Annotated in this window: 19 protein-coding genes; 14 read left to right on the forward strand and 5 right to left on the reverse strand. The window is 70.7% G+C overall.

The features are described from left to right. Positions 1–20 precede the first annotated feature (20 nt). From OG622_RS30185 to OG622_RS30210, 6 genes are all read left to right on the forward strand, one after another. Positions 21–389, forward strand: a complete 369-nt coding sequence (locus OG622_RS30185; RefSeq protein ID WP_371579772.1) for an STAS domain-containing protein — start codon at positions 21–23, stop codon at positions 387–389. Between the two features lie 425 nt (positions 390–814). Continuing rightward, positions 815–1,330: an ATP-binding protein gene (locus tag OG622_RS30190; protein WP_371579773.1), complete on the forward strand. Its 516-nt coding sequence runs from the start codon at positions 815–817 to the stop codon at positions 1,328–1,330. Between the two features lie 208 nt (positions 1,331–1,538). After that, positions 1,539–2,279: an LPXTG cell wall anchor domain-containing protein gene (locus OG622_RS30195; RefSeq protein WP_371579774.1), complete on the forward strand. Its 741-nt coding sequence runs from the start codon at positions 1,539–1,541 to the stop codon at positions 2,277–2,279. A gap of 166 nt (positions 2,280–2,445) precedes the next feature. After that, positions 2,446–3,519, forward strand: a complete 1,074-nt coding sequence (locus OG622_RS30200) for a hypothetical protein (protein WP_371579775.1) — start codon at positions 2,446–2,448, stop codon at positions 3,517–3,519. Between the two features lie 449 nt (positions 3,520–3,968). Then, positions 3,969–4,646, forward strand: a complete 678-nt coding sequence (locus OG622_RS30205; protein WP_037693067.1) for a response regulator transcription factor — start codon at positions 3,969–3,971, stop codon at positions 4,644–4,646. A gap of 240 nt (positions 4,647–4,886) precedes the next feature. After that, positions 4,887–6,155 carry an ATP-binding protein gene (locus OG622_RS30210; RefSeq protein ID WP_371579776.1) on the forward strand — a complete coding sequence of 423 codons (1,269 nt, stop codon included), beginning with the start codon at positions 4,887–4,889 and terminating at the stop codon, positions 6,153–6,155. Positions 6,156–6,311: 156 nt separating this feature from the next. Here OG622_RS30210 and OG622_RS30215 read toward each other — a convergent pair whose 3' ends face one another. Then, on the reverse strand, positions 6,312–6,854 hold the full coding sequence (locus OG622_RS30215) for a GtrA family protein (RefSeq protein WP_371579777.1): 543 nt from the start codon (positions 6,852–6,854) through the stop codon (positions 6,312–6,314). A 262-nt stretch (positions 6,855–7,116) separates the two neighbouring features. On the opposite strand from OG622_RS30215, the gene OG622_RS30220 reads away from it, so the two are divergent. The 4 genes from OG622_RS30220 to OG622_RS30235 all read left to right on the forward strand — a co-directional run bounded on the left by OG622_RS30220 (position 7,117) and on the right by OG622_RS30235 (position 11,400). Next, positions 7,117–8,268 (forward strand): 5-(carboxyamino)imidazole ribonucleotide synthase, encoded by a 1,152-nt coding sequence (locus OG622_RS30220; RefSeq protein WP_371579778.1) that lies wholly within the window; start codon positions 7,117–7,119, stop codon positions 8,266–8,268. Further along, positions 8,265–8,789, forward strand: a complete 525-nt coding sequence (gene purE, locus OG622_RS30225) for a 5-(carboxyamino)imidazole ribonucleotide mutase (RefSeq protein ID WP_078935645.1) — start codon at positions 8,265–8,267, stop codon at positions 8,787–8,789. The genes OG622_RS30220 and purE overlap by 4 nt, the downstream gene beginning before the upstream one ends. Before the next feature lie 46 nt (positions 8,790–8,835). Beyond that, positions 8,836–10,023, forward strand: coding sequence for a dipeptidase (locus OG622_RS30230; RefSeq protein WP_371584268.1), 1,188 nt, complete (start codon positions 8,836–8,838; stop codon positions 10,021–10,023). Between the two features lie 156 nt (positions 10,024–10,179). Next, on the forward strand, positions 10,180–11,400 hold the full coding sequence (locus tag OG622_RS30235) for a dipeptidase (protein WP_371579779.1): 1,221 nt from the start codon (positions 10,180–10,182) through the stop codon (positions 11,398–11,400). A 107-nt stretch (positions 11,401–11,507) separates the two neighbouring features. Here the strand turns inward: OG622_RS30235 and OG622_RS30240 are convergent, their stop codons facing one another. After that, the gene (locus tag OG622_RS30240; protein ID WP_371579780.1) at positions 11,508–11,870 is read right to left on the reverse strand and encodes a VOC family protein; all 363 of its coding nucleotides are present in this window, start codon (positions 11,868–11,870) and stop codon (positions 11,508–11,510) included. A 106-nt stretch (positions 11,871–11,976) separates the two neighbouring features. On the opposite strand from OG622_RS30240, the gene OG622_RS30245 reads away from it, so the two are divergent. Beyond that, the gene (locus OG622_RS30245; protein WP_371579781.1) at positions 11,977–12,483 is read left to right on the forward strand and encodes a CGNR zinc finger domain-containing protein; all 507 of its coding nucleotides are present in this window, start codon (positions 11,977–11,979) and stop codon (positions 12,481–12,483) included. Positions 12,484–12,670: 187 nt separating this feature from the next. Here the strand turns inward: OG622_RS30245 and OG622_RS30250 are convergent, their stop codons facing one another. Continuing rightward, the gene (locus OG622_RS30250) at positions 12,671–14,014 is read right to left on the reverse strand and encodes a UDP-glucose/GDP-mannose dehydrogenase family protein (RefSeq protein ID WP_371579782.1); all 1,344 of its coding nucleotides are present in this window, start codon (positions 14,012–14,014) and stop codon (positions 12,671–12,673) included. A gap of 208 nt (positions 14,015–14,222) precedes the next feature. Here OG622_RS30250 and OG622_RS30255 point away from each other — a divergent pair, with 208 nt between their 5' ends. Continuing rightward, positions 14,223–15,380 carry an acyl-CoA dehydrogenase gene (locus OG622_RS30255; protein ID WP_371579783.1) on the forward strand — a complete coding sequence of 386 codons (1,158 nt, stop codon included), beginning with the start codon at positions 14,223–14,225 and terminating at the stop codon, positions 15,378–15,380. 173 nt (positions 15,381–15,553) lie between these two features. Beyond that, a complete protein-coding gene (locus OG622_RS30260; protein ID WP_371579784.1) occupies positions 15,554–15,919 on the forward strand; it encodes a four-helix bundle copper-binding protein in 366 nt (121 codons plus the stop codon). 69 nt (positions 15,920–15,988) lie between these two features. Here OG622_RS30260 and OG622_RS30265 read toward each other — a convergent pair whose 3' ends face one another. Next, positions 15,989–17,296, reverse strand: a complete 1,308-nt coding sequence (locus tag OG622_RS30265; protein ID WP_371579785.1) for an LCP family protein — start codon at positions 17,294–17,296, stop codon at positions 15,989–15,991. Positions 17,297–17,425: 129 nt separating this feature from the next. Beyond that, positions 17,426–18,787: an LCP family protein gene (locus OG622_RS30270; RefSeq protein WP_371579786.1), complete on the reverse strand. Its 1,362-nt coding sequence runs from the start codon at positions 18,785–18,787 to the stop codon at positions 17,426–17,428. 214 nt (positions 18,788–19,001) lie between these two features. Between OG622_RS30270 and OG622_RS30275 the strand changes: the two genes are divergently transcribed. Then, complete coding sequence (locus tag OG622_RS30275) at positions 19,002–20,030, forward strand: glycosyltransferase family 2 protein (RefSeq protein WP_371579787.1); 1,029 nt, start codon at positions 19,002–19,004, stop codon at positions 20,028–20,030. Positions 20,031–20,081 lie beyond the last annotated feature (51 nt).

Consider the following 20,081-nt stretch of genomic DNA (forward strand, 5'->3'; position numbering starts at 1 on the left):
ACGGTCGGGAGAGAGACGGCATGGACCGTGGGACGGTCGGCAGCGCACAGTCGGGCCGACTACGGGTCGAGGTGCGGGAAGAGGGCTCCAGCGCCGTGGTGACCCCGGCGGGTGAGCTCGATCACCACACCGCCGATCTGTTGCGTGAGCCACTCGAGAGCTGCCTGGAAAAGGGGTTCTCACGTCTGGTGGTGGACTGTTCCCGTCTGGAGTTCTGTGACTCCACCGGGCTGAACGTCCTGCTGGGCGTCCGGCTCGGGGCGGAGTCGGCGGGCGGCGGCGTCCATCTGGCGGGCATGCTCCCGGCGGTGGCGCGGGTCTTCGAGATCACCGGGGCGGACGCGGTGTTCACCGTCCACGACAGCCTCGACGCGGCCCTGGGCGACTAGGCCCGGACCCGCCCGGCCGTGGCCCCCGCCGAGGGGTGCCGTCGGCCCGGTCGGAGCCGTCGGACCGATCGCCTCCGCCTTCGAGGCCGACCCCGGGTGCCCCATCCCGACCGGCGGGTTGTTCGCGTCACAGGTTCTGTGCCGAAAACGCGGGTGTTCTGACGGTTCGCTCGGGCAGGAGACATCCTGAACGTGTCGGCGAACGGGTCGGCGGCGGGTTCGGAAACGGCTCGGTGACGGGGCGTGGACGGGCGGCGGCGCGTACGGCGGTGGTTCGGCGGTGGCCCGGCAGTACGACGAAGTGCGACGGAAAGACGGATGGCGCAACGGATGACAGCAGAAGACGGCATGTACCGCGGGCGTTCGTCCCGCACCCCAGACGAGTCCTGAATCGTGAACCGGTGAATCGGTGAGGTGAAGCGCTGATGAGCACCACCCGGCCTTTCTCGCCGGGCGACCGCGGCCCGGAACCGGGTGCCGGCGGCGCTTCCGGGACGTCCGGCGGGGACCCGCCCCCGGTCCCCGCCGAGAGTCGTCAGTCCCGTCGGCTCAGCTTCGAGGGCGAGAGCGGGGTGGTGCCGCTCGCCCGTGACTTCACCCGCCAGGCGCTGTACGCGTGGGGGTGGCTGCCGTCCGCGACCGCGGATCAGCGGGCGGCGGCGGAGGACGTGCTGCTGGTCGTGTCCGAGCTGGTCACCAACGCGTGTCTCCATGCGGAGGGCCCGGCCGAGTTGCGGATCGGGTGCGACAACAAGGTGCTGCGGATCGAGGTCTCCGACCGGGGGGCGGGAAATCCGGCGCCGCGGACGCCGCACCGGGCCGGGCGGCCGGGTGGGCACGGGATGTTCATCGTGCAGCGGCTCTGTCTGGACTGGGGGGTCGTGCGGGCTCCCGGGGCGGCCGGGAAGACGGTGTGGGCCGAGTTGGGGGCACCTGCGTAGGCGCCCCACCGGGTGAGTTGAGAACAGCCGTAGCGCGGTCGGCCGTTTCCGGGTCGCGGGGCGGTCGTGGCCGATCTCGCGGTTCCCCGCGTCCCGCACAGCGAAAAGCCGGGGCGCGCCCTGCCGTCATCCATCCGACACCTGCGCGTGTCTTCCCTCTCCACGGGCCCCGGCGTACCTTGAGCCGCCGATCTGATGTTCCGTCAGAATGTGGGGTGCCGAGGTGCCGTACCGGACATACCAGAAACGAGCCGCCGCGCTCGCCTCCCTCGCGGCCCTGGCCGGCTCGGCGGTGCTGATGGCCGCCCCGGTGGCCCATGCCGAGGTCGTGGACGTGGAGTACAACTGCAAGACGCCGATCGGGGACAAGTCCGCGGTGTCGCCGATCGACATCAAGGGGGTCGAGAGCGGCGACGGCTACAAGATCACGATGTCGTGGCAGAAGGGTGTGTCGTCCAGCCCGGTCGAACTGGGCAAGGGCGCGATGACGCCGAGCGCCACGATCGAGCTGGGCGGGGCCGACAACGGGACGCTCACGGTGACCGGGCCGGCGAACCAGGAGGCCCTTCCGGCCAACACGCCGATCAAGATCAATGACCTGAGCGGCACGTACACCCCGAAGAAGACCGGCAAGGTCGACTTCACCGCGGGTGTGCTCACCATCAAGGCCCTCGGCACGGTGACGACCTGTACACCGGGGAACGACCCCGGCCCGTCGCTGACCCTCGACGTCACCGCCGCGGGCGGGGGCGCCTCGGGCGGTACGGGGGGTTCCGGCACCGGCGGCTCGGGCGGTACGGGCGGTACGGGCGGCTCGGGCGGTGAGCTGCCGCAGACCGGGCCACTGGATTCGGCGGTCGCGCTCGGCACGCTCGGCGGCACGGTGCTGCTCGCGGGAACGGCGGGGGTGCTGTGGGTGACACGCAGGAATCAGGCGGTACGTCGCTGACGGGAGCCGGAACGTGATCAGAAGGCGGCGGATCCCGGCGTCGTACGCGACTTCGTACTCGACTTCGACTTCGACTTCGACCTCAACGTTGCACTCGGCCTCGGCGTTGGCGTTGGCCTCACCTTCGACTTCGACTTCGCACTCGGCCCCGTCCGCGTATTCGGCGATGAGGGTGTTCACGGTGGTGCTCGCCCTCCTCGTGGTGCTCGGGGCGGCCTTCGGCGGCGGGTACGCGCAAGCCGCGGACAAGCCGACCGTGAAGTTGTCGAAGTCGCAGGCCGGGACCGGTGGTTCGGTCACCGTGACCGGTGGTGGCTGGCGGCCGAAGGCGATTCTGATGGTGCTGATCTGCGGTCGGTCCACGCCGTCGCGGGGCGTGCCCGGTGGCACCGACTCCTGTGCCAACGCCGACGGACGGGCCGTCACCGCCGACGAAAAGGGCTACTTCCGCCGGGAGTTGCCGGTGGCCGAGCCGCCGGTGCCGTGTCCGTGCGTCGTGCACGTCTCCACCATCACGGGCCCGAAGACGGCGGCCGACGCGGTCTTCCAGGTCGCCGGGCACTCGGTCGAGCCGTTGCCGCGGGAGGCGACGGGTGGACGGCTCTCGCTCCTGACGGACAGTCGACTGGAGGGCGGCGACGGGCTGTTGACCTGGTTCGGGTCGCCGCCCGCCCGCGAACTGGTCTTCACCGTCGGCAACGTCGGTACCTCCCCGGTCAAGAACCCGGTCTTCCAGGTCGGTACCTCCCACGGCGTGTTCGCGCCACGGTGGGAGGAGCAGCGGTGGCGCGGCACGATCCAGCCGGGCCGTGAGGCCCGGATCACCCTGCCCGTGGACCTCGCGGCCGGAGCCCACGGCGACTACACCGTCTCCCTCACCTACGGCGGCAAGGTCCTCGCCGAACAACCGTGGAACGTGGGCCGCCCCTGGGGCGTCACCCTCTTCTGGCTGATGCTCTGCCTCGTCGTACCGGCGGCGCTGTTCCGGATGGGGATGGCCGTGGTGGACCGGGTGCGGCCGGGGCGCAAGACCCCCGAACGGAGGGGACGGAGGCCGCGGATGCCCGGACTTCCCGTGTGGGTGCCCAGGCCGAGCGCCTCGACCGCCGCACACGCGCAACCCCGTACGCCGTCCCCCTCGCGTACGCCCCCGGCCCTGCCGTGGTTCGCACCGGACACCGGTCCGGGGGAGACGCGGGCAGCACGGCTCGCCTCGGCTCAGGAGGACACGTCCCCATGAGGCGGGAGCGCAGCGCCGCGCGGGAGACGAGTAGGGGCCGGCGTACCAGGAGGTACGGTCCCCGCGTGCCACTACAGGCGTTACGTCACCATGCGACAGAAGACTGCGGGAAACGGAATGCCTTGAGAGGTGAATCACAGGTAAGAATGGAATCTTGATCGCGCAATCGAAGGTCATTCATAGGTTCGCACCGTGTGGACGCAGGGAGTGGGCGCGGGCGTCGTGGTACGGCGACGCCATGTTCACGGGATCGGCGCACGATCGGCACCGGACCCGGGCACCGTCTCCGTACGGCGTCATGCGACGCCACGGATCTTCCCCGGCGGGGGACGAAACGCCCGCCGCAGTGGATCATGCCCCCGGGAAGTAAGAGAACCGATGGGCAAAGGTGTGAATCGTGCTTGCCGATCACCCTCCACCTGCGGTTCTCGGCGGACTACCATCACCCCATGACCCGTGTACTGCTCGCCGAGGACGACGCGTCCATCTCGGAGCCGTTGGCTCGCGCACTGCGCCGGGAAGGATACGAGGTGGAGGTCCGTGAGGACGGCCCCACCGCGCTGGACGCCGGAATGCAGGGTGGCGTCGACCTGGTCGTCCTGGACCTGGGGCTGCCCGGCATGGACGGCCTGGAGGTGGCCCGCCGGCTGCGCGCCGAGGGCCTCACCGTGCCGATCCTCATCCTGACCGCGCGCGCCGACGAGGTGGACACCGTCGTCGGTCTCGACGCGGGCGCCGACGACTACGTCACCAAGCCCTTCCGGCTCGCCGAGTTGCTCGCCCGTGTGCGGGCCCTGCTCCGGCGCGGCGCCGCGGAACCGGCGCAGCCGCCCGCCACCCATGGGGTGCGGATCGACGTCGAGTCGCACCGGGCGTGGATGGGGGACGAGGAACTCCAGCTCACGGCGAAGGAGTTCGACCTGCTGCGGGTGCTCGTCCGCGACGCCGGCCGGGTCGTCACCCGTGACCAGCTGATGCGCGAGGTCTGGGACACGACGTGGTGGTCGTCGACCAAGACCCTCGACATGCACATCTCCTGGCTGCGGAAGAAGCTCGGCGACGACGCGGCGAACCCGCGGTACATCGCGACGGTGCGGGGTGTTGGGTTCCGGTTCGAGAAGAACTGAGCGGGTGGGCGGGGGGCGCCCGGTAGCTCGGGGCGCGTGCTGTGTGGCGGCTGCGGGTGGTGGGGGCCGATCGCACGGTTCCCCGCGCCCCTCCGGGCGCAGTTCCCCACGCTCCTTACCTGGCGCGGTGCCCCCCCCCGCATGCGCCGATGAGCGTCCGCGACCCCGGCCCGACCGCGGGCGCCGGGTGCCGCACAATCGAAGGTTCCCGAACAACCCCGCCCCTCCCGGAGGGCAACCGTGCGTCGCCGTCTCATCCAGTCCACCCTCGCCGTCGTCCTCGTCGTCATCGCCGTCTTCGGCGTCTCCCTCGTCATCGTCGAGACCCGCACGATCAGCAACAGCGCCCAGGAACGTGTGGAGTCCGAGGCGGTCCAGCTGACGAGCATCGTGGACAGCCGCATCATCGGCGACGAGCGGATCACCGCGGAGGTCCTCAGGGACCAGGTCGGCGACGAGCGCTACGCCCGTATCGAGATCCCCGGCCAGACCGCGATCGAGATCGGTGACAAGCCCGTCGGCGATGTCATCCGTCACAAGGCCAAGGGCGAGAAGGACGAGGTCGTCACGGTCGAGGAGTCCCGCTCGGCGGTGAGCCGCGAGGTCGGCCGCACGCTGCTGATCATCGCGGCCGTCGCCCTGCTCGCGGTCATCGCCGCCGTCCTCCTCGCCGTACGCCAGGCCAACCGCCTCGCCTCCCCCCTCACCGACCTCGCCGAGACCGCCGAGCGGCTCGGCTCCGGCGACCCGCGCCCGCGCCACAAGAGGTACGGAGTCCCGGAGCTGGACCGCGTCGCGGACGTGCTGGACGCCTCCGCCGAGCGCATCGGCCGCATGCTGACCGCCGAGCGGCGCCTCGCCGCGGACGCGTCCCACCAGCTGCGTACGCCGCTGACCGCGCTGTCCATGCGGCTGGAGGAGATCACCCTCACCGACGACCTCGCCACGGTGAAGGAGGAGGCGCACATCGCGCTCACCCAGGTCGAGCGCCTCACGGACGTCGTGGAACGACTCCTCACCAACTCCCGCGACCCCCGCAACGGCTCCGCCGTCTCCTTCGAGCTCGACGAGGTCATCAAGCAGCAGCTGGAGGAGTGGCGGCCGGCCTACCGAGGCGAGGGCCGGGCCGTCGTCAGCTCGGGCAAGCGCCATCTCCAGGCCGTGGGCACGCCGGGCGCGGTCGCGCAGGTGCTGGCCGCGCTGATCGAGAACTCGCTCATGCACGGCGGCGGCACGGTGGCGTTGCGCACGCGCGTCACCGGGAACCAGGCGGTGATCGAGGTCACCGACGAGGGGCCGGGCGTCCCCGCCGACCTCGGGGCGCGGATCTTCGAGCGGGCGATCAGCGGGCGCAACTCCACGGGCATCGGGCTGGCCGTGGCGCGCGACCTCGCGGAGGCCGACGGGGGGCGCCTGGAGATGCTCCAGGCGCAGCCGCCGGTCTTCGGGCTGTTCCTGTCCCGCACGCCCGTACGGACGCCGTCCGGCGATGACCGGCCTGTTCGGTAGCTCGGCGGTTCGGCGGCTCGGGTACGGGTGGCGTTCGCGGGCGCGCCGTAGCTCCGGGGCGCAGGGCGGCGACTGCGGGTGGTTCGCGGTTGCTCGCGCCCACGCGGCGGAGCCGCACATTGATGCAGCCCCGCGCCCCTTGAGGGGCGCTGCCCCTCAGCGGCGCTTGCCCGTCACCGCCGGCGGCTGGGCGGGCCCCGCTTCGAGGAACGATTCCGCGCTCGCCACCGCCTCGCGGGCCGGGAGGGCCCGGAACACCCACGTGCGGTACGACCAGAACCGGAAGAGCGTCGCGATGCCGATGCCGAGGAACTTGAAGATGTTGGACTGCAGAGGGCTGTCCCAGTCGAAGCCGTACGTGGCCACGTAGAGGACGCCGTTCTCGATCACCAGTCCGACGGCGCTGAACAGCAGGAAGAGCGACAGCTCCTTCGTACGGCCGCTCTTGTCACGGTCCCGGTACGTGAAGTAGCGGAAGCCGACGTAGTTGAACGCGATGGCGACGACCGTGGCTATGACGCTGGCCCGGACGACCTGCAGGTCGGTGGTGTGCCGCACGAGGTTGAACACCGCGAGGTTCACCAACAGCCCCACACCGCCCACCGCGCCGAACTTGGCGACCTCCCGTACGAGCAGGTCGATCCGGCGGCGCAGGGCGCCGTGGGGCTTCGTATCAGGCCCCGAGGTGGTACTTCTCATGGTGTGCGGCCCCCGTCGCTCGGTCCGGTCGGTGTCGTGCCGGTGGTCAGCCGGTTGCTGCCCCGTCCGAAATGATCTGTAATGAGTTGATCTTCGGTCGAAATTCCCTGGTTCAGCCATGCTAACCAGCGCCCCTTGGCAATGCCTGTGCGGAAGCTCACAGCAGGGACACGGGGGAGGTCCTGGGGCGGTCCGGTGGGGAAAAGGGCGGGGAAATCGGGCACCCGGGAGTGGCCGATTCCATGGCCGATACCCTGGGGGCGTGACGTTCCCGGTAGTCGGCATGGTCGGCGGGGGCCAGCTCGCTCGTATGACACACGAGGCGGGCATCCCGCTCGGCATCAGGTTCAAGCTCCTCAGTGACACCCCTCAGGATTCCGCGGCGCAGGTCGTCGGCGATGTCGTCATCGGCGACTACCGCGACCTCGACACGCTGCGTGCGTTCGCGCAGGGCTGCGACGTGATCACCTTCGATCACGAACACGTACCCACCGAGCACCTACGGGCCCTGGAGGCGGACGGCATCCCCGTGCGCCCGGGGCCGGACGCGCTCCAGCACGCCCAGGACAAGGGTGTGATGCGCGCGAGGCTCGACGCGATCGGTGTGCCCTGTCCACGGCACCGCATCGTCGTGGACCCCGACGACGTGGCCGCTTTCGCCGCCGAGGGCGAGGGGTTTCCGGTCATCCTCAAGACGGTCCGCGGCGGCTACGACGGCAAGGGCGTGTGGGTCGTCCGGTCGGTCGAGGACGCCGCCGAGCCCTTCCGCGCCGGTGTCCCGGTCCTCGCGGAGGAGAAGGTCGACTTCGTACGGGAGCTGGCCGCCAACGTCGTGCGGTCGCCGCACGGCCAGGCCGTCGCGTACCCGGTCGTGGAGTCGCGGCAGGTGAACGGCGTCTGCGACACCGTCATCGCGCCCGCCCCCGACCTCGACGCGGCCCTCGCCCTCAAGGCCGAGGAACTGGCCCTCACCATCGCCAAGGAACTGGACGTGACCGGCCACCTGGCCGTCGAGCTCTTCCAGACCCTCAATGACGACGGGTCTTCTGGTGTCCTCGTCAACGAGCTGGCGATGCGCCCCCACAACTCCGGCCACTGGAGCCAGGACGGCGCGATCACCTCGCAGTTCGCCAACCACGTACGGGCCGTCCTCGACCTGCCGCTGGGCGACCCGCGCCCGCGCGCCAGGTGGACCGTCATGGTCAACGTCCTCGGCGGCGACTACCCCGACATGTACTCCGCGTACCTGCACTGCATGGCCCGCGACCCGCAGCTCAAGATCCACATGTACGGCAAGGACGTCAAGCCCGGCCGTAAGGTCGGTCACGTCAACACCTACGGCGACGACCTCGACGACGTGCTGGAGCGCGCCCGTCACGCCGCCGGTTACCTGAGAGGCACGATCACCGAATGAGCCCCGTCGTAGGCATTGTCATGGGGTCGGACTCCGACTGGCCCGTCATGGAGGCCGCCGCGCAGGCACTCGACGAGTTCGAGATCGCGTACGAGGTCGACGTCGTCTCCGCGCACCGGATGCCGCGCGAGATGATCGCGTACGGCGAGGAGGCCGCGGGCCGGGGTCTCAAGGTGATCATCGCGGGCGCGGGCGGCGCCGCCCATCTGCCCGGCATGCTCGCGTCCGTGACCCCGCTGCCGGTCATCGGCGTGCCCGTGCCGCTGAAGTACCTCGACGGGATGGACTCCCTGCTGTCGATCGTGCAGATGCCGGCCGGTGTGCCCGTCGCGACGGTCTCCGTCGCCGGGGCCCGCAACGCCGGTCTGCTGGCCGCGCGCATCCTGGCCACGCAGGACGAGGAACTCCTCGGCCGTATGCGGGAGTTCCAGCAGGAGCTGAACGACCAGGCCACCGAGAAGGGCAAGCGCCTGCGCACCAAGGTCGAGGGAGCCGGCAACGGCTTCGGCTTCGGGAAGTAGACGCGACGCGATGACGGGGATCACGGGGGACACGGGGGACATGGGTATGGCATCGCTGGAGACGGCCCGGGAACTGCTGCGGGAGTTCCCGGTCGCGGACGGGCACAACGACCTGCCCTGGGCACTGCGCGAGCAGGTCCGCTACGACCTCGACGCGCGGGACATCGCCACCGACCAGAGCGCCTTTCTCCACACCGACCTGGCGCGGCTGCGCGCGGGCGGAGTCGGGGCGCAGTTCTGGTCGGTGTACGTCCCCTCGCACGCCGAGGCACTGCCGGGGGCCGTCCCCGCGACCCTCGAACAGATCGACTGCGTACGGCAGTTGATCGACCGTTACCCCGCCGAGCTGCGGGCCGCGCTGACCGCCGCCGACATGGAGGCGGCCCGCGCCGAGGGCCGTGTCGCCTCCCTGATGGGGGCCGAGGGCGGCCACTCCATCGACAACAGCCTCGCCACCCTGCGGGCGCTGTACGCGCTCGGCGTCCGCTACATGACGCTCACCCACAACGACAACATCGCCTGGGCGGACTCCGCGACGGACAAGGCGGCGGCCGGAGGTCTGTCGGCCTTCGGCCGGGCGGTCGTGCGGGAGATGAACCGCGAGGGCATGCTCGTCGACCTCTCGCACGTGGCGGCGACGACGATGCGCGACGCGCTCGACACGTCGACGGCCCCGGTGATCTTCTCCCACTCGTCGTCGCGGGCCGTCTGCGACCACCCTCGCAACATCCCGGACGACGTCCTGGAGCGGCTCCCGGCCAACGGGGGAGTGGCGATGGTGACGTTCGTGCCGAAGTTCGTGCTCCAGGCGGCCGTGGACTGGACGGCCGCCGCCGACGAGAACATGCGGGCCCACGGCCTGCACCACCTCGACACCACCCCCGAGGGGATGACGGTCCACCGCGCCTTCGAGGAGCGCAGCCCCCGTCCGGTCGCCACGGTGTCCACGGTCGCGGACCACCTCGACCACATGCGCGAGGTCGCCGGCATCGACCACCTCGGCATCGGCGGCGACTACGACGGCACGGCCTTCACCCCGGACGGTCTGGGTGACGTCTCCTGCTACCCGAACCTGATCGCCGAGCTCCTCGACCGTGGCTGGTCCCGGCCCGACCTCGCCAAGCTGACCTGGCGGAACGCGGTCCGGGTGCTCGGCGCGGCGGAGGACGTCGCCCGGGACCTCCGGGCCCGTACGGGCCCGTCCAACGCCAGGCTGGAGCAGCTGGACGGGTGACACGGGCCGCTGCCGGACGCCCCCGGGCATCACCCGGGTGGCGTACGGCGGCTCCCCCGGCCGTACAACCCGAACGCCCCACCCACCAGGAAGGTGGGCGGCCCCCGTGCCACGGTGACGAGTACTGCGATCACCCAACGGCTACGGAGGTTTGCCATGGCAGATCTGCAGGACGAACTGCAAGCCGCCGGGGAGGCCGGCGAACTCGACACGCCTCCCCCCACCACCCGCACCCGGCCCGAACCGAAACGCGGCCACCAGCCCCCGGTGGCGGAGCCGATAGCCGCCGACGCCCACGCCCACGCCGACACAGCGAACACCGCCGACGCCTCCGGGGCGGTCGCGACGGCGGCCGGGACCGCTGAGCCCTCTTCGGAGTTGGCGGAGGCGCATGCCTTCCTTGAGGCGCACCCCGTCGCCGACGGCTACAGCGGGCTGCCCTGGGTGCTGCGTCAGCTGCCCCGGTACGACCTGGAGCTGGGCGAGGGCGGGATGGACACCGATGTGCCGCGGATGCGCAAGGGTCACATCGGCGCGCTGTTCTGGTCGCTGCACCTCCCGGAGGGCCCGGCGGGCGAGCGGGCCGTCGACGCCACCCTGGAGCAGCTGGACCTGGTCCGGACGGCCGTCCACGCCCACCCCGAGGGCCTGCGGCTCGTGCACAGCGCGGGAGAGACCACCGACGCCCGCAACTGCGGCCGCGTCGCCGTGCTGCTCGGCCCCGCCGGAGCCCCGGCGATCGGCGACTCCCTCGGCATCCTGCGCGCCCTGCACGCGCTCGGCCTGAAGGCCCTCACCCTCGCCGGCGCGTCCTGGGCGGGCGAGTCCGGGCTGAGCAGGTTCGGCGAGGAGGTGGTCCGCGAGATGAACCGCATCGGCGTCCTCGCCGACCTCTCCGGCGCCTCCGAGCCGACCGTCCGCCGGGCGCTCGCCCTCTCCCGCGCCCCGGTCGTGTGCACCCGCTCGGCGGCCGGCGCCCTACGGTCCCACCCCGCCAACCTCCCCGACGACCTCCTCGCCGCGCTGGGCGAGGCCCGGGGCCTGTGCATGGTGCCGCTCACCGCCGAGCAGACCGGCCCGTCCGTCCGCGACGTCGCCGACCACCTCGACCACGTCCGCGCGATCGCCGGCCCCGAGTGTGTCGGCCTCTCCGGCACCTACGACTCCGGTGCCGCCCACCCCCAGGACCTCAACGACGCCTCCTGTTACCCCCACCTCGTCGCCGAACTCATGCACCGAGGCTGGTCCGAACCCGACCTCGCCCTCCTCACCTGGGGCAACGTCCAACGAGTCCTCCGCACGGCCGACTTCACGGCGCGGGCGGCGCGGGACCGCCGAGAGGCCTCGACGGCGAGGATCGCGGAGCTGGACGGATAGCCCGCCGCCCCGTGCCCCTGTTTTCAGGGGCGCGGGGAACTGCGCGAGGAACCACGACGGACCCGCAGCCGTCGAACACACTCACGCCCCCACCCCCTACGGGGCACTCAGCTCCGGCACAGACAGAACGGATGCCCCGCGGGATCCGCGTACACCCGGAAACCGCGCTCACGATCCGCCGCGTCCAGCACCGTCGCCCCGAGCGCCAGCACCGCCTTCTCCGCGGCGTCCATGTCCGCCACGTTCAGATCGAGATGGAACTGCTGCGACCGCTCCGCCGAGGGCCACTGAGGCGCCACGAACCCCGGCGCCTCCTGGAAGGCCAGCCGCGCGCCCCCGCCCGGTACCTCCAGGTCCACCCAGTCCCCCTCCCCGCTGACCTTCCCGCCGATCACCTCGGCGTAGAACCCGGCGAGCGCGGCCGGGTCGGGACAGTCCAGAACGACGACATCCAGCTTGGCGATGGCCATGGCCTTCTCCTTGCTCGTTCCTGCTCGCGTGACTTCGGTTACCTATAAAGCAGAGTAACCAGTAACGGTTACCTCATGCATCCCCATAAGAGGTAACGTCGGCGGCATGAGTGAGAGAGCGTCCGCCCCCGGCGGCCTGGCCCTCGTCGAGAGCCTGGTGAACACGCTGGACCTGGAGACGGGTGCCGACGCCCTGGACACTCCGGAAGGCCGTGCCCGACTGGACCTGACGGCCGAGGAGGACATCACGGCCGTACGCGACCTGCGGGAGTCCCTCCGGGTGACCCTGCTGGCCCACGCCGGCCACGCACCGCACCGCGCGGTGACCCCGCTCGGCGAGTTCCTGGCCGCCGCACCCCTGATCGTCGAGATCTCCGCCGGGGACGGCTCCGCGACCCTGCGCCCCGCCGCCGACCCGGCCCCCCTCGTCTCCCGCGTGGCCGCGGCCGTCGCCGAGGCCCTCGCGGCGGGCACCTGGCAACGCCTCAAGGCCTGCGAGGCCCCCGACTGCCACTGGGCGTACTACGACCGCAGCCCGGCCGGACGGGGCCGCTGGTGCTCGATGCAGGTGTGCGGAGCCCGCGCGAAGATGCGCCGCTACCGAGCGAAGTAGGCGCTTCGCTCCCGCCGACCGCCCGAACGGTGGAGAATGTGGGAAGACGCCGTTCCGGCCGACTGAGCCTCGGCCGGAACGGCGTCACCCGTTCGCCCCGCGTCCGGCTCGACGGGGACCTGGAGCCACGCCCCGGCCTTGGTTCTACGCGCCCTCCGCCGCCTCATGGCGCCGGCCGGTGTCGGCCCTACGCCGTCGGCCGTCCCATGGCCCGGTACGTCCACCCCGCCCGTCGCCACAGCTCGGGGTCCAGCGCGTTGCGGCCGTCCAGCACGAGCCGGGTCGAGGCGACCTCGCCCAGCGCCGCCGGGTCCAGCTCGCGGAACTCGCGCCACTCCGTCAGGTGCAGCACTATGTCGGCGTTCCGCACGGCCGCGATCGCGGAGTCGGCGTATCCGAGCGTCGGGAAGACCCGCCGGGCGTTGTCCATGCCCTTGGGGTCGTAGACGGTGACCTGGCCGCCCTGGAGGTGGATCTGCCCGGCCACGTTGAGGGCGGGGGAGTCGCGTACGTCGTCGGAGTCGGGCTTGAAGGTGGCGCCGAGCACGGCGACCCGCTTGCCCAGGAAGGAGCCGCCGCCCAGCGCCTGCCGGGCCAGCTCCACCATCTGACCGCGCTGGCGCATGTTGATGGAGTCGATCTCGCGCAGGAACGTCAGCGCCTGGTCGGCGCCCAGCTCGCCGGCGCGGGCCATGAACGCCCGGATGTCCTTCGGCAGACAGCCGCCACCGAACCCGATGCCGGCGCGCAGGAACTTCCTGCCGATCCGGTCGTCGTGCCCGATGGCCTCCGCCAGCTTGGCGACATCGCCCCCGGCGGCCTCGCACACCTCGGCCATGGCGTTGATGAAGGAGATCTTGGTGGCGAGGAAGGAGTTCGCGGCGGTCTTCACCAGCTCGGCGGTGGGGAAGTCGGTGACGACCAACGGGGAGCCCTCGGTCATCGGCGTCAGGTACACCTCGCGCAGCAGCTTCTCGGCCTTCTCGCTCCGTACGCCCACCACGATCCGGTCCGGGTGGAGCGTGTCGTTCACGGCGAAGCCCTCGCGCAGGAACTCCGGGTTCCAGGCCAGCTCGGCGTCCGCCCCTGCGGGCGCGTGCTCGGCGAGATAGGCGGCGAGCCGGTCGGCGGACCCGACCGGCACGGTCGATTTGCCGACGACGAGGGCGGGGCCCGTCAGATGCGGGGCGAGCGAGGCGAAGGCCGCGTCGACGTACGACATGTCGCAGGCGTACTCGCCGTGCCGCTGCGGGGTGTTCACACAGATGAAGTGGATGTCGCCGAAGGCCGCGACCTCGGCGTAGTCGGTCGTGAAGCGCAGCCGCCCGCTGGACCCCTCGATCCCGGCGACGTGCTTGCGCAGCAGCTCCTCCAGGCCCGGCTCGTACATCGGGACCTCGCCCCGCCGGAGCATGTCGATCTTCTCTTCGACGACGTCGAGCCCGAGCACCTCGAACCCCAGTTCGGCCATGGCCGCGGCGTGTGTCGCGCCGAGATAGCCGGTGCCGATCACGGTGATCTTGAGGGCCATGGGTGCTCCTGATGTCCGGCCGTGGGGTGTCACACGCGCTCTGGTCCTGTGCGCTGCACGAGCATAGTCGGGGCGTGTCCGGGCCCTTCACCGGGCAGATTCCGACGGGGACGGGCGGCCTGTCGTCAAACTCACGTATCACTCGCGTGGGCGGACCTCTAAAATTTGAGTTACTTAACGGTAGTTAGCGTCAGGAGCGTGAGAGACCTTGGCCGGATCGGCTGATTTCGACCTGTACCGCCCGTCCGAGGAGCACGACATGCTCCGTGACGCGATCCGTTCCCTCTCCGAGGCGAAGATCGCGCCCTTCGCCGCCGTCGTGGACGAGGAGGCCCGTTTCCCGCAGGAGGCGCTGGACGCGCTGGTCGCCAACGACCTGCACGCCGTGCACGTCCCCGAGGAGTACGGCGGCGCCGGCGCCGACGCGCTCGCCACGGTCATCGTGATCGAGGAGGTGGCCCGCGCCTGCGTGTCGTCCTCCCTGATCCCGGCCGTCAACAAGCTCGGCTCGCTGCCCGTGATCCTCTCCGGCTCCGAGGAGCTGAAGAAGAAGTACCTGGGCCCGCTCGCCAAGGGCGACGCGATGTTCTCGTACTGCCTCTCCGAGCCGGACGCCGGCTCCGACGCGGCAGGCATGAAGACCCGCGCGGTCCGCGACGGCGACCACTTCATCCTCAACGGCGTGAAGCGCTGGATCACCAACGCGGGCGTCTCCGACTACTACACGGTCATGGCCGTCACGGACCCGGAGAAGCGCTCCAAGGGCATCTCCGCCTTCGTCGTCGAGAAGTCCGACGAGGGCGTCTCCTTCGGCGCCCCGGAGAAGAAGCTCGGCATCAAGGGCTCCCCGACCCGCGAGGTCTACCTCGACAACGTCCGCATCCCCGCCGACCGCATGATCGGCGAGGAGGGCACCGGCTTCGCCACGGCGATGGCGACCCTGGACCACACCCGTATCACCATCGCCGCCCAGGCCCTCGGCGTCGCCCAGGGCGCCCTCGACTACGCCAAGGGCTATGTCCAGGAGCGCAAGCAGTTCGGCAAGCCGATCGCCGACTTCCAGGGCATCCAGTTCATGCTCGCCGACATGGCCATGAAGATCGAGGCCGCCCGCGCGCTGACGTACCAGGCGGCGGCGAAGTCCGAGCGCGGCGACAAGGACCTCACCTTCCAGGGCGCCGCCGCCAAGTGCTTCGCCTCCGACGTCGCCATGGAGGTCACCACGGACGCCGTCCAGCTCCTCGGCGGCTACGGCTACACCCGCGACTACCCGGTCGAGCGCATGATGCGCGACGCGAAGATCACACAGATATACGAAGGCACGAACCAGGTCCAGCGCATCGTCATGGCCCGCAACCTGCCGTAACCTCTTCGGCGCAATCCGTACACAGCCCCCGGCACCCGTCGGGGGCTGTTGCCGTACGGGACGTATGGGGCGGATTGTTTCCGTCCGCCCGATGGCGGGCGGGTGCGGGGAGGCGTAGGACGGAAGTGCACGGGGTTCGCCCCGGACCCCGCTTCACCCCCCCAGGAGGAGCCATGACTCAGCACGCCGGATCCATGACCGCGATGAGCAAGGAGATGCAGGACTGCGTCAATGCCTGCATGACGTGCCACAGCATGTGCGAGGAGACCATGAGCTCCTGCATGCAGGCCGGCGGCCAGGCCCAGATGCAGATCATGCGCGCCCTGATGGACTGCGCCGAGATGACCCGTATATGCGCGGACATGATGATGCGCCGCTCGCCGCTGTCCGCCGAGATGTGCGCGATGTGCGCCCGCGCCTGTGACATGTGCGCCGAGGCGTGTATGTCCATGCCGGACGATCAGCAGATGACGCGCTGTGCCGAGGCGTGTCGCCGCTGCTCGGAGATGTGCCGGACGATGGCGGGCGCGACCGCCTGATCCCGCACGACCAAAAGACCGAGGGACACCCCGTCACGGGATGCCCCTCGGTCTCCTGGTCCGACGGGGTCAGTTGCCCGACACCGTCACCGTCTCGTCGTTCTTCAACTGCTCCACCAGCTGCTTCACCTTCGTGGTGTCCCACTGGAGGTTGCCGTTGTCGGCGTTGCCCGAGATCGGCATGTTCATGGACTTGCCGTCGCCGCCCGTCACGCCCTTCATCGCCCAGAACATGTCGGCCAGGTCGAACAGGCTCATGTCCTCGTCGACGATCAGGGTGTCCAGACCCGCGCTCATCGTCGGGTACAGCTTGAACGGGTTCAGCACCGTGCTCGGCGTCGCCGTCTGGCTGGCCAGGGCCGCGAGGAACTTCTGCTGGTTCTTCGTACGGTCCAGGTCGCTGCGCGCGAGGGCGTAGCGGGTGCGGACGAAGGCGAGGGACTGCTCGCCGTTCAGAGTCTGCTTGCCCGCCTCGAAGTTCGCGCCGGACTTGGTGTCCTTCAGGCCGCCCTTGGGGATGTCGATCTCCACGCCGCCGACCGCGTCGACGATGTTCGCGAAGCCCGCGAAGCCGATCTCCACGTAGTGGTCGATGTGCAGACCCGTGTTGGCCTCGACGGTGCGGACCAGCAGCTCGGGCCCGTCCTCCGCGTACGCCGCGTTCAGCTTCACCTGACGGCCGGTGCCCTTGAAGGTCTTGCCGGACTCGGAGCCGACGAACGTCGGTATCTCGACGTTCGAGTCACGGGGCAGCGAGACCAGCGTCGGGCCGTTCGATCCGGTGTGCAGGATCATCATCGAGTCCGTGCGCTTGCCGTCGGCGGACCCGGTGTGGAGCTCCTTCTTCTGGTCGTCGGAAAGGCCCTCACGGCTGTCGGAGCCGACGATCAGGTAGTTGGTGCCCTCGCCCGTGTCCGGCCGGTCGATGACCTTCGAGAGGTCGACCTCGCGGTTCAGCTTGGAGTCGGCCCAGAAGTACGTGCCGATCGTCGTCGCGAGAACCACCACGGTGACCGTGATCGCCGTCACCTTGATACGGCGCCGCCAGTTCGGCGCGGGGCGCTCACCACGGCCGCCGCCGTGGCCGCCCGGACCGCCGGTGCCACCGGAGCCGTAGACCTGGCCGGTGTTGTAGTCATTGTTGTACCCGCCGCCGTACTGGTCGGGTCCGTTGCTGTTGCTGTTGCTGTTGCCGTAGCCGTCGGCGTACGAGTCGCCGTACGACGGCTGCTGGGGCACGCCTCCCTGAGGGGGTGCCGACTGGCCGCGACGGACCGGGCGCATCACGCGCGCCCCGTCGGGCTGTGCGCTCGCGTCGCCGTGGCCGTAGCCGCCGCCGCGGTTGTTGCCGGACCATCCCTCGGGCCAATCGTTCATGCGCCCAGTGTGCCGGGTAGGGCTGTGCCCTTTACAAGGGTCGATGAAAAACAAAGGCAGGGCTGTTGCGAAGCCGACACAAATTACACGGTTTTGTAGGGGACCGGGCGCCTCGGACGAACGCTGATCTCATGAGCACGAGACCTGGTCGCCCCTCACCACTCCCGACTCGCCCTGCTCGGGGTTCTCCGCGCGTACCCTGCGGACCTGATCGAAGTCCGTGCCGGCGATCACCCTGAGCGTGGGGCCCTGGGCGCGGACCGGGCGTAGTTCCGAGCCCGGGAGGGCGGTCGACAGGGAGCGGGCGGAACGGTCCCAGCGGGGGTCGTAGACGACGACCGTGCGGTGGACGTCCTGCCGCGGGGCGTTCACCGGGGTCTTCGTGGTGCGGAATCCGGTGGCGGCCAGCTGGCGGTCCACCTTCTTGCCGAGGCCGGGCACGGCCGTGCCGTTCTCGACCTGGACGCGGATCTGCTGGGGGGCGACGTCGACGGGGGCGTACCTACCGCGCGTCTTGTAGGGGGCGAGGGGGCGGTCGTCGCGCAGGGCCTCGAAGAGGCGGGCGGACTTGGCGTCGTCCCACTTGAGGGTCGAGCCGATGCCCTTCACGGCGTACCCCATGCGTCCGATGGGCACGGTGGTGAACTCGGAGGAGGCGGGGGTGAGGTTCCGCATCGCGCGTCCGAGGTCGATCAGCTCGCCGGTGCCGAACTCCTTGTCGGCGCGTACGGACCCGAGGACGGCCTGTGTGATGTCGCGGAACTTCATCGGGTTGAGCAGCACACCCGAGGATGTGGCCTGGGACATCAGGGACGCCATGAAGCGCTGCTGGCGTTTCATGCGGCCGAGGTCGGAGGAGCCGTCGGCGTGCCGGGAGCGCACGTACTGGAGGGCCTGGCCGCCGTCCAGCTCGTGGGTGCCGGTGGTGAGGTCGAGGCCGGTGTAGGAGTCCTTGAGGGGGCGGGTGGTGCAGATCTTGACGCCGCCGAGGACGTCCACGGTCCGCATGAAGCTGGTGAAGTCGACCTCGACGTAGTGGTCGATCTTCACCCTGGTCATGTGCTCGACCGTGCGCACCGTGAGCTGCGGTCCGCCCTCCGCGTAGGCCGCGTTCAGCTTGAGGGGGTGGCCCTTGTGCGTCCTGCCGGTGGCGCGGTCGGTGTGCCCGGGCGTCTCGGCGTACGAGTCGCGCGGCAGGCTCACGATGCTCGCGCGCTCGCGGTCCTCCGAGATGTGCACGATCATCATCGTGTCCGTGCAGTGGCAGGGGGCACCGCCCAGCCGGTACTTCCGCCGCTCCTGCTCGCTGATCCGGTCGCGGCCGTCGGTGCCGACCAGCAGGACGTTCATGCCGTGGCCCGCCTCGGGGCGGTTCTTCATGTCCTTGAAGGCGTCGACCCGGGCGATCTCGTTGTCCAGGCGGGTCACCACCGCGTGCCCGATGCCCGCGGCGGCCAGCACCACCACGGAGAGCGTGGTCACCACCCGCATGGGCCAGCTCCGACGCCGGGGAGGTACGGGAGGGCGGGGCCGCTGCGGGTGGGCTGGGTGGCGGGGCGGTGTGGACACGGGGGGACACCTCCGCGAGACCGGTCAGGGGAAGTCAGGGAACCGTGAGCACCGTAGGGCCCCGGGATCCGTGGCCCGTCCGCGCGACCGGGCGGCGCGCGTTCGTGTCCCCCGTTCGCGGTAACGTGAGCCCTCTATGAACGCCAAGCCCGACGTGCAGCTCCCCGCCGTGTCTGTGATCATGCCCGTCCTCGACGAGGAGCGGCATCTGCGCGGAGCCGTCCAAGCGATCCTCGCGCAGGAGTACGCCGGCGAGATGGAGGTCGTGATCTCCCTCGGTCCGTCCACGGACCGCACGGACGAGATCGCCGCCGCGCTCGTGGCCGAAGACCCGCGCGTCCATACCGTCCCGAACCCCACCGGTCGTACGCCCGCCGCGCTCAACGCCGCGATCAAGGCCTCCCGCCACCCGATCGTGGTCCGCGTCGACGGCCACGGCATCCTTTCGCCCGACTACATCGCCACCGCCGTACGGCTCCTGGAGGAGACCGGCGCGCAGAACGTCGGCGGCATCATGCACGCCGAGGGCGAGAACGACTGGGAGCACGCGGTCGCCGCCGCCATGACCTCGAAGATCGGCGTCGGCAACGCCGCCTTCCACACGGGCGGGCAGGCCGGTCCGGCCGAGACGGTCTACCTGGGCGTCTTCCGGCGCGAGGCGCTGGAGCGGCAGGACGGTTACAACGTGGAGTTCATCCGCGCCCAGGACTGGGAGCTGAACTTCCGGATCCGTGAGGCGGGCGGCCTCATCTGGTTCTCGCCCGAGCTGCGGGTGTCCTACCGGCCGCGGCCCAGCGTGCGGGCGCTCGCCAAGCAGTACAAGGACTACGGGCGCTGGCGGCACGTCGTCGCCCGCTACCACGAGGGCTCCATCAACCTGCGCTATCTCGCCCCGCCCGCCGCGGTGTGCGCGATCGTGGCCGGCGTCCTGGTGGGCGGCCTGCTCACCCCGCTGGGCTACGTGATCCCCGGCGGCTATCTCGCGGCGATCGTCGCGGGCTCGCTGCCGGCGGGCAAGGGGCTGCCGCTCAAGGCCCGCCTCCAGATCCCCGTCGCCCTCGCCACCATGCACATGTCCTGGGGCTTCGGCTTCCTCACCAGCCCCAGGTCGCTGGCCAAGAAGGTCATCGCCTCCCGCCGCCCGGCGGTGCTCACCGAGAGCTGAGCGCCAAGGACGTACGCCTCGGGCCCCTCTCGATCGCGAGAGGGGCCCGAG

It is taken from the genome of Streptomyces sp. NBC_01314, assembly GCF_041435215.1.
Taxonomy (GTDB): Bacteria; Actinomycetota; Actinomycetes; order Streptomycetales; family Streptomycetaceae; genus Streptomyces.

What these genes read in the sequence shown, in the direction of transcription:
- OG622_RS30275 (WP_371579787.1), top strand. Translation starts at nt 19,002, where the DNA reads ATGAACGCCAAGCCCGACGTGCAGCTCCCCGCCGTGTCTGTGATCATG.
- OG622_RS30265 (WP_371579785.1), bottom strand. Translation starts at nt 17,296, where the DNA reads ATGAACGATTGGCCCGAGGGATGGTCCGGCAACAACCGCGGCGGCGGC.
- OG622_RS30195 (WP_371579774.1), top strand. Translation starts at nt 1,539, where the DNA reads ATGTGGGGTGCCGAGGTGCCGTACCGGACATACCAGAAACGAGCCGCC.
- OG622_RS30185 (WP_371579772.1), top strand. Translation starts at nt 21, where the DNA reads ATGGACCGTGGGACGGTCGGCAGCGCACAGTCGGGCCGACTACGGGTC.
- OG622_RS30230 (WP_371584268.1), top strand. Translation starts at nt 8,836, where the DNA reads ATGGCATCGCTGGAGACGGCCCGGGAACTGCTGCGGGAGTTCCCGGTC.
- OG622_RS30200 (WP_371579775.1), top strand. Translation starts at nt 2,446, where the DNA reads ATGAGGGTGTTCACGGTGGTGCTCGCCCTCCTCGTGGTGCTCGGGGCG.
- OG622_RS30235 (WP_371579779.1), top strand. Translation starts at nt 10,180, where the DNA reads ATGGCAGATCTGCAGGACGAACTGCAAGCCGCCGGGGAGGCCGGCGAA.
- OG622_RS30250 (WP_371579782.1), bottom strand. Translation starts at nt 14,014, where the DNA reads ATGGCCCTCAAGATCACCGTGATCGGCACCGGCTATCTCGGCGCGACA.
- OG622_RS30205 (WP_037693067.1), top strand. Translation starts at nt 3,969, where the DNA reads ATGACCCGTGTACTGCTCGCCGAGGACGACGCGTCCATCTCGGAGCCG.
- OG622_RS30215 (WP_371579777.1), bottom strand. Translation starts at nt 6,854, where the DNA reads ATGAGAAGTACCACCTCGGGGCCTGATACGAAGCCCCACGGCGCCCTG.
- OG622_RS30260 (WP_371579784.1), top strand. Translation starts at nt 15,554, where the DNA reads ATGACTCAGCACGCCGGATCCATGACCGCGATGAGCAAGGAGATGCAG.
- OG622_RS30245 (WP_371579781.1), top strand. Translation starts at nt 11,977, where the DNA reads ATGAGTGAGAGAGCGTCCGCCCCCGGCGGCCTGGCCCTCGTCGAGAGC.
- OG622_RS30270 (WP_371579786.1), bottom strand. Translation starts at nt 18,787, where the DNA reads ATGCGGGTGGTGACCACGCTCTCCGTGGTGGTGCTGGCCGCCGCGGGC.
- purE (WP_078935645.1), top strand. Translation starts at nt 8,265, where the DNA reads ATGAGCCCCGTCGTAGGCATTGTCATGGGGTCGGACTCCGACTGGCCC.
- OG622_RS30240 (WP_371579780.1), bottom strand. Translation starts at nt 11,870, where the DNA reads ATGGCCATCGCCAAGCTGGATGTCGTCGTTCTGGACTGTCCCGACCCG.
- OG622_RS30190 (WP_371579773.1), top strand. Translation starts at nt 815, where the DNA reads ATGAGCACCACCCGGCCTTTCTCGCCGGGCGACCGCGGCCCGGAACCG.